The 14024-nt window shown below is 46.4% G+C and carries 15 protein-coding genes; 5 read left to right on the top strand and 10 right to left on the bottom strand.

Translation table 11 applies throughout. The features are described from left to right. Nucleotides 1-69: 69 nt before the first annotated feature. From GQF01_RS07770 to fucU, 4 genes are all read right to left on the bottom strand, one after another. Entirely contained in the window at nucleotides 70-1383 is a 1314-nt protein-coding gene (locus GQF01_RS07770; RefSeq protein WP_161406205.1) for a response regulator transcription factor, read from the bottom strand. A 451-nt stretch (nucleotides 1384-1834) separates the two neighbouring features. Further along, complete coding sequence (locus tag GQF01_RS07775) at nucleotides 1835-2197, bottom strand: hypothetical protein (RefSeq protein WP_161406206.1); 363 nt, start codon at nucleotides 2195-2197, stop codon at nucleotides 1835-1837. A 179-nt stretch (nucleotides 2198-2376) separates the two neighbouring features. Next, nucleotides 2377-4167 carry an L-fucose isomerase gene (locus GQF01_RS07785; RefSeq protein ID WP_161406207.1) on the bottom strand — a complete coding sequence of 597 codons (1791 nt, stop codon included), beginning with the start codon at nucleotides 4165-4167 and terminating at the stop codon, nucleotides 2377-2379. Between the two features lie 82 nt (nucleotides 4168-4249). Next, on the bottom strand, nucleotides 4250-4675 hold the full coding sequence (fucU, locus tag GQF01_RS07790) for an L-fucose mutarotase (RefSeq protein ID WP_161406208.1): 426 nt from the start codon (nucleotides 4673-4675) through the stop codon (nucleotides 4250-4252). Between the two features lie 121 nt (nucleotides 4676-4796). Here fucU and GQF01_RS07795 point away from each other — a divergent pair, with 121 nt between their 5' ends. Together GQF01_RS07795 and GQF01_RS07800 are read left to right on the top strand one after the other, a co-directional pair. Then, nucleotides 4797-5804: a LacI family DNA-binding transcriptional regulator gene (locus GQF01_RS07795; RefSeq protein WP_161406209.1), complete on the top strand. Its 1008-nt coding sequence runs from the start codon at nucleotides 4797-4799 to the stop codon at nucleotides 5802-5804. 121 nt (nucleotides 5805-5925) lie between these two features. Next, on the top strand, nucleotides 5926-6237 hold the full coding sequence (locus tag GQF01_RS07800; protein WP_161406210.1) for a hypothetical protein: 312 nt from the start codon (nucleotides 5926-5928) through the stop codon (nucleotides 6235-6237). Nucleotides 6238-6321: 84 nt separating this feature from the next. On the opposite strand, the gene GQF01_RS07805 is transcribed toward GQF01_RS07800, so the two are convergent. The 5 genes from GQF01_RS07805 to GQF01_RS07825 all read right to left on the bottom strand — a co-directional run bounded on the left by GQF01_RS07805 (nucleotide 6322) and on the right by GQF01_RS07825 (nucleotide 10521). Then, complete coding sequence (locus tag GQF01_RS07805; protein WP_161406211.1) at nucleotides 6322-6831, bottom strand: hypothetical protein; 510 nt, start codon at nucleotides 6829-6831, stop codon at nucleotides 6322-6324. Nucleotides 6832-6879: 48 nt separating this feature from the next. Beyond that, the gene (locus GQF01_RS07810) at nucleotides 6880-7722 is read right to left on the bottom strand and encodes an SDR family oxidoreductase (RefSeq protein ID WP_161406212.1); all 843 of its coding nucleotides are present in this window, start codon (nucleotides 7720-7722) and stop codon (nucleotides 6880-6882) included. A 308-nt stretch (nucleotides 7723-8030) separates the two neighbouring features. Next, nucleotides 8031-8243 carry a twin-arginine translocase TatA/TatE family subunit gene (gene tatA, locus GQF01_RS07815; protein ID WP_161406213.1) on the bottom strand — a complete coding sequence of 71 codons (213 nt, stop codon included), beginning with the start codon at nucleotides 8241-8243 and terminating at the stop codon, nucleotides 8031-8033. A gap of 20 nt (nucleotides 8244-8263) precedes the next feature. After that, complete coding sequence (locus GQF01_RS07820; RefSeq protein WP_161406214.1) at nucleotides 8264-8824, bottom strand: RidA family protein; 561 nt, start codon at nucleotides 8822-8824, stop codon at nucleotides 8264-8266. A gap of 20 nt (nucleotides 8825-8844) precedes the next feature. Then, nucleotides 8845-10521 (bottom strand): flavin monoamine oxidase family protein, encoded by a 1677-nt coding sequence (locus GQF01_RS07825; RefSeq protein WP_328803414.1) that lies wholly within the window; start codon nucleotides 10519-10521, stop codon nucleotides 8845-8847. A 161-nt stretch (nucleotides 10522-10682) separates the two neighbouring features. Between GQF01_RS07825 and GQF01_RS07830 the strand changes: the two genes are divergently transcribed. The 3 genes from GQF01_RS07830 to GQF01_RS07840 all read left to right on the top strand — a co-directional run bounded on the left by GQF01_RS07830 (nucleotide 10683) and on the right by GQF01_RS07840 (nucleotide 12666). Further along, on the top strand, nucleotides 10683-10910 hold the full coding sequence (locus GQF01_RS07830) for a MerR family transcriptional regulator (protein WP_145657875.1): 228 nt from the start codon (nucleotides 10683-10685) through the stop codon (nucleotides 10908-10910). A gap of 28 nt (nucleotides 10911-10938) precedes the next feature. Beyond that, nucleotides 10939-11697 (top strand): twin-arginine translocase subunit TatC, encoded by a 759-nt coding sequence (gene tatC / locus GQF01_RS07835; protein ID WP_161406215.1) that lies wholly within the window; start codon nucleotides 10939-10941, stop codon nucleotides 11695-11697. A gap of 81 nt (nucleotides 11698-11778) precedes the next feature. After that, complete coding sequence (locus tag GQF01_RS07840; RefSeq protein ID WP_161406216.1) at nucleotides 11779-12666, top strand: LysR family transcriptional regulator; 888 nt, start codon at nucleotides 11779-11781, stop codon at nucleotides 12664-12666. Here the strand turns inward: GQF01_RS07840 and GQF01_RS07845 are convergent. Beyond that, nucleotides 12650-13981: an APC family permease gene (locus GQF01_RS07845; protein ID WP_161406217.1), complete on the bottom strand. Its 1332-nt coding sequence runs from the start codon at nucleotides 13979-13981 to the stop codon at nucleotides 12650-12652. The two genes, GQF01_RS07840 and GQF01_RS07845, sit on opposite strands and share 17 nt — an antisense overlap. Nucleotides 13982-14024 lie beyond the last annotated feature (43 nt).

Consider the following 14024-nt stretch of genomic DNA (forward strand, 5'->3'; position numbering starts at 1 on the left):
TACAATTCCGATTATAAGGGGTCCCCGGCAGCCTAGCGATGTGCCTTGTTACGCTTATCATGTCGCATATTACGGTCCCGCCACTTTGATCTCCGAAATATTCATCCCAAAATGCTTTTTAAATATTTTGCTAAAATGCTCCGGCGATTCGTACCCGATTTCCTCCGAAATCTCATATCGGCGTTTATCTGTTGTGAGAATCAGCTGTTTCCCTTTTTCCATGCGCAGCTGGGTCACATAATCCCAGATTCCCTGGCCCATCACTCTTTTAAACAGATAACTCAAATAATTGGGGCTCAAATGCACACTGTCTGCGATGTCCTGCAGCTTCAGCCCTTTATTGCAGAAATGATGGTCAATATACGTTTTCGTATCAAAAACTATGCGATTATTCGCCTCGTCCACCTGCGTGTTCGTTAAATTCTGCTCATTCGTCGTCTTCCCGATATCCTCTATGTAAAACATATAGTGGTCTTTCTGCGTCTCGCCCCACGTCAAGCTATCCATCGCTTCTTTATAGATGACCGGCCACTTGATGATGCCTTCCTGAATGCGGCTGATGCCGATTTGGCATTTGACATTCACATATTTCTGCAAATTTGCATTCACCATTTGTGCAACCATCAACATCTGATTCGTTCCTTGCTTCTCCTCCTCAGGGATTTGCATCAATAAGGAAAAAGTGGAATTGTGCGTATTGAAAACAAGGTGGTTCCACTGGCTTGCGGTCTCTTCGATAATATTCAATGCGGCGTACTTCAGAAGACTACGGTCTTTCAGTGTCGCAATCTCCTCATCTCTAATGCCGCCACGGTTCAAAAATAATTTGATCACCAACATGCTGTAATGCGTACCTGACACACGATTTCCGAGCTTCTCCCTGATATCGGGCACTTCAGATTCATGAATGGTCCCCGTAACAATCTCGCTCAAATAATAGTTCATTTCGAGCGTTGTAATGTCGGCCAATGTTCGGTTGCCTTCCCAATTGGAAAAATGCTGCTGCCGTTCTTCCTTTTCCTTCAGCAGCTTCGTTGTTACAGCAATTAGATGGGGCGGCGTAATTGGCTTAACCAAATATTCCTTAGCGCCGAAACGGATCGCTTTCTGGGCATATTCAAACTCGCCATGGGCGGATAAAATGACAATCGGGATCGATGGATCTTCCATGAATATATTCTCAATTAATTCAATGCCATTCATCTTTTCCATCTGAATATCAGTAAACACGAGGTCAATTTTCTCCAAATGGATGAAATCGAGCGCCTCAAATCCGTTATAGGCAATAAAAACCTCGCCAATATCCAGTTTGGATTGCTTCAAAATCGTTGCAACACCCTTACAAATCATCGGCTCGTCATCGACAACTAAAATATTTACCATGGGTCACCTCGGCATTCGTTTCATGCATCCTCTTCATTTTATTGTACAACAATTGGCTTTTCTATGGTTTTTATTACGGTTATTGTGTCGGATGTAACTGTGTGACCCACATGTTGAATGATTAGACCGATAGAGTGAGTGAGTACGCCTGCAGAGTGTACGAGTAACACACAGTGTCAATGACTGAGCCTAACCTTCAACGTTTGCGCGTGGGGTGGGAATTGGATATGGGGTTCCAACCGTTTTTTGAAATCGTGTTACTTTGAATTGGTTTTTATGGTTGGAACACGATTTCAAATACGGGCGCTACGTTTTTCCACCCCATATCCATTCCCTTTTTGTTCTACTTGGTGTTGACTGCTACTTCTAATTCTTCACACTTGTTTCACGAGTGGAAGATCGAAGCCACACACCGTTTTGGGTCTCCGATACCTTAGATATTCCCGTGCATTCAGTTCTCATTGGATGATTTCCAATGGGAACGGCTTTTAGATGGGTCATTTTCTCGTCTCGTTGGATGAAATCCAACGTGATCGACAAAAATGAGGCTAAAACAAGCTAAAATCGTCTGTTGGTTGGATTTTGTCCAACGATAAGGACGAATTAGCACCTGTAATTGGGTTTTCATTGGAAATCGTCCAATGAGTTGGGCTTGTAGCTGCCACTTTAACCACAACTCTTTAACAAAGTAACCATCACTCCTCCAAAGCAACCATCCCCCCTCCAAAGCAGCCATCACTTCTCCAAAGCAACCAAAACAAACCAACACATAAAAACCCGCCCCATCGGATACCGATGAGAACGGGTTTGCCAACCTACAATTCTATTTCATTTGCTGCAATAAATTCACGCGGTAAGCTTCACTTTCCAAGCCTTGAATCTCTCTGTACTCTTCTACCGTAAGCTGTGAGCCGTTCCACCGCCCCAGCATCGATCTGCCACTGCTAGCCGATATTCAAAGGGTGCGTACTTACAAGGCCACCTCAAATCCTCTTACTTGTATAAAGGACCGAAGGCGCTGCACGCTCTGAAATCTGCCCCCTCAGGATCGGACGTTCCGAAATTGCTCCAAACGCGCGGACGGAACACTTGCTCTTTGGCCACATTATGCATGGAAACCGGAATTCTCAGAATAGCTGCCAACGTGATCAAGTCTGCGCCAATGTGACCGTAGCTGATTGAACCGTGGTTCGAACCCCAGTTATCCATAACGGAGTACACATCTGTGAATGACCCTTCTCCAGTCAAAATAGGAGCAAACCAAGTTGTCGGCCATGTTGAATCCGTGCGCTCATCTAATGTCTGATGAACGTCCTCAGGCAGATCCACCGAGTAGCCTTCGGCCAATTGCAGGACGGGCCCTAACCCCCTCACAAGGTTGATTCGGGACATGGTTACCGGCATTCCGCCTTTCGTCAGGAAGTCTGTCGAGTACCCGCCACCGCGGAAATATTCGACGGAAGCTGGACGCCAAGATGTCGCTTTCAGACATTTGCCCACTTCTTCATCGGTGATTTCCCAAAAAGGCTTCATAACAGGCTGACCGTCACGCGTCATCTCACCGGTACCGTCGAGTGCTGCAGGACCTGAGTTGATTAAGTGAAGAATGCCGTCTTTGGCTGCACCGCTTAATGTGTGCCCCGTTACCCGTTTAACGGCGTCAGGACTCCAGTAGGTTCTTACATCAGCAAAAATTTGCGCTGTATTCGTCAGCAGGTTACCGAAAAGCATCGCTACTCCGTTAAGGCTGTCATTCTCAGTTGCAACTAAAAAAGGCGCGCGTTTGCCGTTCCAGTCAAAGGACGTGTTCAGGATGGCTTCCATGAAGTCGCCGTTCGGGAAATGATCTGTCCAATGGCGCTGACCTTGGAAACCAGAGAGAATCGCGTTGTGACCAAGTGCTTCTTCGCCAAATTCAAGATCGTTCAGACGCGGATTGCCTATCATCAAATCCTTGACAATCAAGGACATTTTCACAACGGTCTCCCAATCTTGATCTTTTCTTTCACGGGTTGTTTGGATGGCGGCTGGATTCTTATCCGGTCCTTCTGCGCAATTCTCTTTGACCCAGCTTAATGCCAACTGGTACTCCTCCGGATCGAAAATTTCCTCGTCAATACGGCGAACAAGCTCCGACATATCCACATACTCGTTGCGCATGCCAAGATAATTCTGGAATAATTCCTCATTCACGATGGAACCTGCAATTCCCATGGAAACGGAGCCAATCGCCAAATACGATTTGCCTTTCATGTAAGCGGCTGCAAGTCCAGCCTTAGAGAAGCGAATTAATTTCTCCTGAACATCCTGCGGAATATCCGTCGTACCGGCATCCTGCACATCTTTCCCGTAAATACCGAAGGCAGGAATACCTTTTTGCGCGTGACCAGACAAAACAGCAGCCAGATAAACTGCGCCTGGACGCTCTGTACCGTTAAAGCCCCAAATCGCTTTCGGAGTGGACGGGTCCATATCCATCGTTTCTGTTCCATAGCACCAACAAGGAGTAACCGTAATGGACACGCCTACACCGGATTTCGTGAATTTGTTCGCTGCCGCAGCTGCTTCAGCCACCCCGCCAATACAAGTGTCTGCAATGACACACTCGACAGGCTCGCCATTTGGATACTTCAAAGTTTCACTCAAGAGTGCGGAAACGGCTTTAGCCATGTTCATCGTCTGCTCTTCTAGGGATTCGCGAATCCCTTTTCTTCTGCCGTCAATCGCTGGTCTGATCCCAATCTTAGGGAATTCCTGATTCCATCTGTGGTTACTGCTTGCCATTTTGCTATCCTCCTCGGTATTAGGTTATTTCAATTTATGCTGTCCTGATTCACGTAAAATTTAGAGTTATCGGTAATTCAAATCAAGAGCTAATGACACCTTTTTTCAAAATGACATTCGCGTATAGCGCTTTCTCGCTTGTTGCTACAATGGCATAGGCTCTTTTAGCTCTTTCATAAAAAGCAAATCGTTCTACATACTCAATCTCAGGTTTTGTGTGCTTTTGAATAAGTTCTTCGTATACGCCCCAGATCGGCGTTTCGACTTGATCACCTGGGACAACGGCCATTAATGCAACCGGCTGTTCACTGTATGTATCCAGGGGAAACAACGATAAAACCGCTTCCAATAATTCCGGGACGCCATGGCCGTCGCAGCGAAGCAGACGATTCGTATGACTTGCTGCAGGAAAGTTTCCATCCGCTAGAATAATTTCATCACCATGTCCCATCTCCATCAACACCTTCAATAACTCAGGCGACAAAATGGAAGGTATTCCTTTTAGCATATTCAAATCCTCCTCTAAAAATAAGTGTTATCGATAACTCAAAATTATCAACTTTAAACCTTGCTGTCAATCTTTAATTTCTATACAATAGACAAATACATGAATGAAAAGGTGAAGCTATTTGATTACAATTTATGATATCGCTGAAAAAGCCGGCGTTTCGGCTATGACCGTTTCCCGAGTTATCAATAACACGGGCCGCATCAGCGAGGCCACGCGTAAGCGCGTGAAGAAGGTCATGGAAGAACTCCACTATATTCCGAACTCCATGGCTCGCAGCCTGGTGCTTCAAAAGACGAAAATTCTGTCCCTGCTCATAACTGATATTAGGAACCCGTTCTTCACGACACTGGCCCGCGGGGCTGAAGATGCGGCATTACGGGCTGGATACCGACTGCTGTTCGCCAATAGCGATGAGGACTATGCGAAGGAAAAAGGCTACGTCGATATGATGTTATCTACTCGCGTAGATGGCGTCCTGTTCGCTCCGACCGGGGATCACTCGCTTGAGAACTTGCTGCAGCTGCAAAAGCATAACATCCCTTTCGTCCTGCTTGACCGTGAAATCCCGGGGATTGAAGCTGATCTTGTACTTGGCGATAGCAAAGAAGGTGCCAGAAAGCTCGTCGAGCACTTGATCGAGCTCGGGCATCGTCGTATCGCTATGATTAACGGTACCCCTGACGTCTCTACTGCCCGATTACGGTATTCAGGATATCGCGAAGCGCATTTGCTGAGCGGGCTCGGTGTAGAGGATTCGCTTGTGATTCATCGAAACTTCCGCGATTTTCAAGACGAATCTGCGCTTGATGCTTTGATCCATCACGAGCAACCTCCTACTGCCATTTTTGCAGCCAACAACATGCTGGCAATCGGCGCCATTCAAGCACTGAGAAAGCGCGGACTGCAGGTTCCTCGTGATCTCTCTGTCGTTTGTTTCGACGATTTTGGCCACACAGACGTCTTAAATCCTTTCTTGACCGTAGCTTCGCAGCCTGCGTACCAATTCGGGGCACTTGGCATGCAACTGCTCATTGAGCGCATTGAAGGTGAAGCGGCGCAGGAGCATCGGAAGATGATTCTGCCTTCGGAGCTGCTCATTCGCTCGTCTACACAAGCATTGGTATGAAAGTTCTACTAGAGCCAGAGTTTGGCGAAGACCGCCTTATTTCCATATGTGTTTCATGCCCTTGACAGAACTCCATTCGCAGCGCTATATTGCGAATAAACGAGTTGTCAAAGGAGATCACATGAATCCTAACGTTGAACAAGCCCTGCAAACGACCATCAACAACTGGAACGCCATGTCGGCCTCGCGAAACGATGAGCAGGAAGCGGTCGCGGACCAATTCCAATCATCTTTTTATCTATTCATCGATGCTTTCCGCGAATGGGTCCAAGCGTTAGATCCACGTCCACAAACCATTGAAGAGCTGATGGATATGGAGATGGTCCAGGACATCCTGGACCATCTCCCCGCACCGCTCCACCTCAACTTTGAGACAGAAGCCGATTTGATCATGGATAATGTTCTCCGAGTCGACGAGGAAAAGTATGATTAAGCACAATCGGCTGTCTTACAAGTTCAAAAAAAGAAGCTATCCCTTGGGTCTTGTTGACTTTTGGGATAGCTTCTTTTCTTATGTCTACACGGTTTTATCTACAAAAGCAACTTGATTCTGCTCTGCGAACTTCTTCAATTTGCCCGCCATTGCTGCCACATCAAAACGATTCAGCGTTCTGTTGTAAACCCAGCGCGGAGACTTGCCTTTTAGATGAATCACTACTTGCCCAGGCGCATAGACGATCTCGTTAATGTTATCCGAGCTAAGCACCAGTTCTCTGGCAAAACCACGCTTCGAAAGACTCGTCTTACTCACCTTCAGATAAGGCCGGCGAATGAAATAAACGAACAAACCAACAACCATATAAGCGCAGGTTGTATACCAATACATTTTGTCCCCACTCGTTTTAGTTAAGGTCAACAATAGAAAGACGGAAATCAGTACAAAAAACAAAGCTAACATAATGCTTCTGCCCTTAAATACTTCAGCCCGATCAGGATCTGTTGAAATAGGGGCAATCCCTCTTTTGGACCTGTCCTTATTTATTTTCTTAGCATTTTTACTGACCATTCGTTCCCACTTGCGAGACATTCATTTCACTCCTTGGTTTTCTGCGTTCTGGACTCCCTGTTGCTGCTGTCATTTCAACAACCGTTTTAATAGACCTTCGTACCATTTCCATGGCAAAAAACTTCTTGCCCACAGCCCCATCTGCACGCCACGGCCAAGCGGGTAGCGAAGCTTAGCCCCGGGCTTGTCCACCAGCCGCGCGATTACGTCTGCGACTTCCTGTGGATCGGGCGCAGTCATGGACGCTTTCCGTGAATAAGCCAGCACCTTGCTGAGCTGCTGCCAGTATGGCGATGCTTCAGTCGTATGAATAGCTTCGAAACCTTTTCGCCAAATCTCCGTGCGGTAAGCTCCCGGTTCAACAAGATGTACACGAATGCCAAATGGCAACATTTCCAAACGAAGGGATTCGCTAAAGCCCTCGATCGCGAACTTGGATGTACTGTACGGTGCGTACCCAGGAAAGGCCGACAGCCCACTCACACTGCTCACATTAACGATGCAGCCTGACTGACTAGCACGCATGATAGGTAGAACAGCCTTGGTAGTGGCAATGACCCCAAACACATTCGTTTCCAGTTGGGACCGCCATGCTTCCATCGGGACATCTTCCACGTATCCGCCAACAGCGAAGCCGGCATTGTTAATCAGCACATCAATTCGTCCATACTTCTTCATGATAGCAGAAATAGCCCGCTCAATCGATGTCTGAATCGTTACATCTAAGATCAGGGTGTCGATAGATGAGCTTACACCTGCCTTTTCAGCTAACAGCAGCAAAGAATCGCTTCTGTTCAAGTCACGCATCGTCGCCATCACTTGGTACCCTTTTTGAGCCAGCGCTATTGATGTTAATAAGCCGAATCCGCTGGATGCGCCTGTCACCAGTGCGATTCCACGTGCAGTACTCACCGTCGCCGCCCCCTCATCTCCCCAATCACTACCCTACATAATCCCACACAAACCTCACATTGTCGATATGCAAAAGTGAAGCGAGAGCATTCATTCTCATACATGCCCATAACCCCGACTTTTTAATCCCCTCTCGTTTCTTTGGATGAAACCTGCTAGGAGACGTCCAATTTGTTGGCCGCTTCATTCTCTTGCATAAACAAAAACCTGCACTTGCTTCCCTCACAAATGATGAGGACCGCAGTTACAGGTTTTTCTGGTCTTGTTTATTGATTTTGTTTATCCGTTTCTTTTACTCGTGCTGAAGGTTAAGCCTTCGCTTTATCAAGCAGCTTATCATCCTTCTCAATATGGTCAGCCGTTTCTTTGCCATCAGAAACAAGCTCCCTGGCAGAACTCTTAAATTCATGCAGTGTGCGGCCTACAGCGCGACCAAGCTCCGGAAGCTTGGAAGGTCCAAAAAGCACCAGCACAACAACTAAGATTAACATCAGACCTGGAAACCCAATATTTTGCAGCATAGATCATCAACTCCGTTTCATTAGTCTTGGTTATGATGCTTCGGATATACCGCTACCGCTTCGATTTCGATTAGCCAGTCAGAGCTGACGAGACCTGCAACACCAACTGTGGAACGTGCCGGTTTAACCGGATTTGCTTCGGTTCCGAAGAATTGGGCATAAGCATCAAACCAGCCTTGATAATCAAATTTATTGTCTTTGGCGGCATCAGCCGTCACATAAACACGCAGATAGGCGACATCGGCAAGCGTTAAACCTTTCTCCTTCAACTGCTTCTCAATTTCTTTCAAAATACCGATACCTTGCGTTTTGGTATCCCCATAACGCTCATAGACGGTTTTGCCGTCTTTATTAATAACCGGCGGCACCGTACCGCTTGTAAATAGATAGGAAGAACCGGCCGGGACGGATACACCCGCAGAAATTGAGGAACTCGGATTGCCGTAGAACTCGACTTCATTAATTGGTTCCGCTGCGTATTTATTCGTCTTTTCAGCTCCCGCTGCATAAGCGCTAACACAAATGAGGCATGAACCTATGGTGGCAGCTGCAATTGTTTTCACTTTTTTAGTTAAGATCATCGTTCATCGCTCCTCTTTGTCTACTCTTTCATGACGCGCTCATGAATCTCGGTGACCACTTTTCTGGCAGACTCGATAGCCCCTGCTTGCCAAGCGGTAATATAACTGATGTGCTCCCCTGCCAAATAAATGCGGCCGTCTGGCTTACACAACGTCGGATAGTAGGTTTTACGGTCATCCGCCGTATACGAAGCCCATCCGCCCAGATTATATTTGATCCTCTTCCAGTCAATGGAGAACGAGGCTTCGAACTCTTTATGATATTGCGGATGAATTTTGGCACCTTGGTTTAAAGCGTGGTCTTCACGTTGGGCAGGTGTCATTTTACCAAGTTTATCCGCATTGCCGCCGAAGGCGTAGTAGCCTAGCAGCAGCCCTTTTTTGGCAAAATATTCGGTAGGCGGATAATAGATACTGGAAATATCCATATTCGTCAGCGAGCTTCCGCCGTAGATGAATTCATCTTCCTCCCAGAAGCGGCGTTTGAATTGAAGACCGATTTTACCTGCAGATGCGTACGCAATTTTGGAAATAGCGGTCTTCATTTCAGCGGAGAAATCAGCCTTAATATCTTTGAGAACAGGGAGCGGAATCGTACAGATACAGAAATCCCCAGAAATCTCTTTGCCAGCACCCGTATTCAAATCTTTATACAGAACGGTTACGCCATCGGATGATTGTTTAATTTCTTGCACTTCGGAATGGAATTCAATTTTGTCGCTGACACGCTTCTCAAAAGCTTTGGCAATCATATCCATCCCGCCAACCGGGTGGAACATCATCATTTGCTGATCATAGGAATATTCGCTGCTAAAATATTGTCCGAAACCGGAATTAATGATAGCCTTTAAGCTAAAAGGATCTTTTCGAACGCCTGAGTCGAATTTACCGCCTGGTTCCTCGGTGTATCCGGCCCGCTCCGAACCTTTATAGAACAGATCCGCATTAAGATCCCCTTCGGATTTCAAATACGCGACAAGCTTCGCTTTTTCTTCTGTTGTCAGCGGGAGATCCAGCGCCTTCTGATTAACGGCTTTGGCCAGCATCTCGGCTACATAACCTCTCACATCTGCTTTGGCTTGGCGCTTCGGAATTTTCACACCTGAAAGTTCGCCAACATTTTCATTGTAATAGTAACCACTTTCGTTCACATTGTTAAACGGTTCGAGTGCTACGCCAAATTTACGGGCATAATCCAACGTTACATGAAACTGAGGAATCCTCATCGGCCCCGCGTTAAAATACATCCCATTATCAAAGCGGGCCACTTGCTTGCTGCCGCCAATTTCTGTGACCGCTGTTCCTCTGCGAACCGACCACGCTCTACCACCCGCACGAGCTCTAGCTTCTAGAATGGTACATTGATACCCCGCATTTCCAAGTTCATAAGCAGCTGTTAAACCTGCAATCCCTCCGCCTAGAATAATCACTTTCTTGCCGTTGCGATTGGTAGATGTGAGATCCCAGCCTGAAGGAGGCGTATAGTCGGCTGCTTTCATTGTCTCTGGGGATAACAAACCTAATGTACCCATTACACTGAAAAGTGCGGCTGACCCTCCTACTTTCCCGACTGTAGTCAAAAATTGTCTGCGTGTAATTTGATCTTCTTTAATCGGTGTCTTCTCCATGCTCCCATCTCCTCGTTCGTGTTTGGATAACCGCACATCAAACATACCAACGGAAAACGGTTTCGTCATTACTTTGTGTAAGATAACATTACATAAATTAAACTTATACTAGGATAAAAATGGATTATTTGATCTGTTTTTGCCGAAATGATAGAGTTTACTTATGTTTACGTCACTTGCATGTTAGTTTAACTTACATAACTGGAGGTTGGATGACGATGATAACGAAGATGACGCAAAAGAAAGTGATACAAATTGGAGTAGTCAGTGAATTAACCGGATTATCAGAAAGACAAATTCGCTACTACGAGGATCGGAAACTTATTTTTCCGGAGAGGAGCAAGGGTGGCGTTCGCAAATATTCTTTTGAAGATATTCAATTAATCATGGATATACATACGAAAATGTCGGATGGCTTCCACACCGTTGAGCTCAAGCGCATGCTGGCAGGTTCGTAAGGCAAACTGAGAGTTGGAGGCGCCTTCTATGCAACTAAAAGAAATGATGTCACTAGTTGACCATTTGTCCGAACTTCGTACGCGCATCATTCGAATTTTGGTCGTCCTTGTTCTTACGATGATCGGCGGCTTTCTCGCAGCCCAGAAAATTCTCCTTTACTTCAAAGAAACACCCCCGGCTTCTGATATGAGTTGGCATGTCTTCTCCCCTATGGATGGCATTCGCATCTATATGATGATCGCCTTCGTCATTTCGCTGACGATCACGCTGCCTTTTATCCTATTTCAATTATGGGGTTTCGTTAAAGAGGGTCTTACCAAGGAAGAGCAAAGCGCTACGCTGCGTTATATTCCTTATACCTTTCTTTGTTTTATGATCGGTCTTTCCTTCGCCTACTTCGTCGTATTCCCGATGTGTATGACATTCACGGTTCGGATTACGGAAAACCTTGGTTTAACCCAAACCTATGGCGTTGCTCAATATTTCGGCTTCATGCTGAACATCGTGCTCCCCTTGTCCATCGCTTTCGAGCTCCCTATCGTCGTGATGTTCCTGACGCGAATCAAGCTTCTTAATCCGAAGCTGCTGCACAAATTTCGCCGGTACGCCTACCTCGTGCTCGTTATCACGGCCAGCCTCATTTCACCGCCTGATCTTATTTCACATCTGATGGTTGCAGTGCCTTTGTTTGCTTTATATGAAATCAGCGTTGTGCTTTCCCGCTTCGTTTATAACGCACAAATTCGCGAAAGCAACAAACTAAACGCAGAGGTCCCTTCCTATTAAAATAGGCCTTCACTATCATTGCCTTCCCTTGATGTATGGGATATATTTACTCCTATATATCCTACAGGGGAAGGGTGAATTATGCGTATCGAACAACTGCTGTACATGATCGAAATCAACCAAACAGGATCTATTTCCCTTGCAGCTGAGAAGCTGCATGTTTCCCAACCGAATATTTCACAAGCCATCGTCTCTTTAGAAGAGGAACTTGGCGTTAAGCTTTTTAACCGTTCACGTTTTGGCGCCGCACCTACCGAGGAAGGCAAGTTGATCATAAGTAAAGCAGAAGAAATCATAAGCAAAGTCGAGGAACTCCGGGAGTCTGTCAATCATCATGACAAAGAGCTCACCGGAGTCCTCTCCATTGCGTCCGTACCCAGTCTGTGCTTAAGCGTGCTCCCAGGAGCGTTAGCGATTTTCAAAGGAAAACACCCTGAGGTTGAGTTAGAAATGCTTGAGCTTGATTACCAGCAGATCAAACAAGAGGTTCTTTCTGGCAACGTCGACATGGGTTTAATCGCTTTGTCCAAGCAGCATGAAGAGAACAATAAGCAATTAACTGTAGAAAAGCTGATGGATAACCGAATCATGGCCTGTGTAGGCAAAAATTCGCCATTCGCTCATCGGACAAGCATCTCCATTGAGGAACTAGCGAATCAGCCTATTCTGCTCAATTCCGAGTACTTAATCGAAAAGCTCAAAAAGTACGGGGAACCGAACATTTTATTCAAACTTGGAAACTCGGAAGCGGCAAAACGCGTGATTGCCGAGGGCATTGCCATTGGCTTTTATACCGAACTCGGTTTGAAATATGACCCCTACATACTTACAGGCAACACAATTGCCTTAGAAATCACCGGAGAAGACATGGATGTCGTTTTCTGCTCCATCCGATTAAAAAATCGGCATCAATCCATCGCATCCAGGGAATTTGCCAAGGAATTAAAAGCTATTATTGCGTTAAATTAATTTCTAATCGACCACGTCTTCGTCTGCCAACAATTTTCACATAAAGAATAGAAGCTGCGAATAACACGATATTCCCGATAATCAAGGGAGTTGACAGCCGGCTGAGCAGTAAATAAGCCTGGTACACAAGTAAAATAACAGCTATCGCGACAATGATATATAGCAGTGTTGGCTTCATGGTGAATGGAGCTTTACGGTAAAGTTCCGGGTGCTTGCGTGGCAGCTGAACAGCCGAGAGGACAGGGAAAATGCTAGAAAAGAGCAAGATACCGACACCAAGCTGAGATATCGTCGTTAAGGAAATGCCCGTCACGATGGGTATGACGCCGAGGATATAGTAGAAGGTCAGCAACCAATGCGGTGTGCCGAATTTGCGATTGACGGCACCAAATGCCGCAGGCAGCCAACCATCCCGGCAGGCAACGAGCATCCCCCTCGTCACCCAAGAGAATGTCACATTCAACGTTGAAGCTAACGCGAACATCGCTCCCCCAACGATAAAGAACAGAAACAACGGATTGGGTAGTATCGCTCTGGCGACATCAGCAAGAGACTCTCCCGCAACCTCGCTAACCGGCAAAACACCCGTCGCTACAATGCCTATGCCAATGTACAAAAGAGCAACGATCCCACTGCTAATCAGGATCGCAAGCGGAATATCCCGATGAGGGCGCTTCATCTCCCCTCCCATCTCAACAACGGCATAAGCGCCGCCGGAAGCGAAGGAAGTCATCCCTACTGCCGTCAGCAGCCCCGTCCATCCACCTGGCATCATCTCTGTAGGATGAAACACGGAGTAATCCACTTCCGAGACTCCCCACATAATGAAGACAAGCAGCGAAAGCAGTTTGATCACAACCAACCATTTACCCAAAGAGGACATAAATTTCACGCCGAACAAATTAATAAGATAGAAAAATGTGAGAATGATGAACGCGACTAACATAACGGGCGCCTCCGGCATAAGTCCCTGTAAGTATTGGGCGAAAGAGATCGCATAGACCGCAATGGTCAAATGACCGAAGGTGAATAAGAGCAGATAAACAAACCCCGCATTCGGAGACAGCAGCCGGCTTGTGTAGGTGTACATACCGCCTGTTGTGGGCAGCACAGAACCTAATACCGCAAGAGGAATCGTAATAATGAGCATAAAAATCGAGGAAAGCAAGAATGCAAGCGGTACCCCAGTCCCCGTTAATCCAATGGCTATCCCTGTAATGGACATGATGCCCGCTCCAATAATTTGACCAATGGCAATACCAATCGCGTCTTTTAACCCTAAAACCTTCTTCAAATCTATCTCTTCATTCGCCACGTTGACATCCCCCCACGACTATATTCATAAAGTTATCATCCAA

This window comes from Paenibacillus silvestris, from assembly GCF_009882985.1.
Lineage (GTDB): Bacteria > Bacillota > Bacilli > Paenibacillales > NBRC-103111 > Paenibacillus_E > Paenibacillus_E silvestris.

Bases quoted from the DNA above. Each gene is read 5' to 3' on its own strand.
- GQF01_RS07770 (WP_161406205.1), bottom strand. From the start codon at position 1,383: ATGGTAAATATTTTAGTTGTCGATGACGAGCCGATGATTTGTAAGGGT.
- GQF01_RS07785 (WP_161406207.1), bottom strand. From the start codon at position 4,167: ATGGCAAGCAGTAACCACAGATGGAATCAGGAATTCCCTAAGATTGGG.
- fucU (WP_161406208.1), bottom strand. From the start codon at position 4,675: ATGCTAAAAGGAATACCTTCCATTTTGTCGCCTGAGTTATTGAAGGTG.
- GQF01_RS07800 (WP_161406210.1), top strand. From the start codon at position 5,926: ATGAATCCTAACGTTGAACAAGCCCTGCAAACGACCATCAACAACTGG.
- GQF01_RS07805 (WP_161406211.1), bottom strand. From the start codon at position 6,831: ATGTCTCGCAAGTGGGAACGAATGGTCAGTAAAAATGCTAAGAAAATA.
- tatA (WP_161406213.1), bottom strand. From the start codon at position 8,243: ATGCTGCAAAATATTGGGTTTCCAGGTCTGATGTTAATCTTAGTTGTT.
- GQF01_RS07820 (WP_161406214.1), bottom strand. From the start codon at position 8,824: ATGATCTTAACTAAAAAAGTGAAAACAATTGCAGCTGCCACCATAGGT.
- GQF01_RS07825 (WP_328803414.1), bottom strand. From the start codon at position 10,521: ATGACGAAACCGTTTTCCGTTGGTATGTTTGATGTGCGGTTATCCAAA.
- GQF01_RS07830 (WP_145657875.1), top strand. From the start codon at position 10,683: ATGACGCAAAAGAAAGTGATACAAATTGGAGTAGTCAGTGAATTAACC.
- tatC (WP_161406215.1), top strand. From the start codon at position 10,939: ATGCAACTAAAAGAAATGATGTCACTAGTTGACCATTTGTCCGAACTT.
- GQF01_RS07840 (WP_161406216.1), top strand. From the start codon at position 11,779: ATGCGTATCGAACAACTGCTGTACATGATCGAAATCAACCAAACAGGA.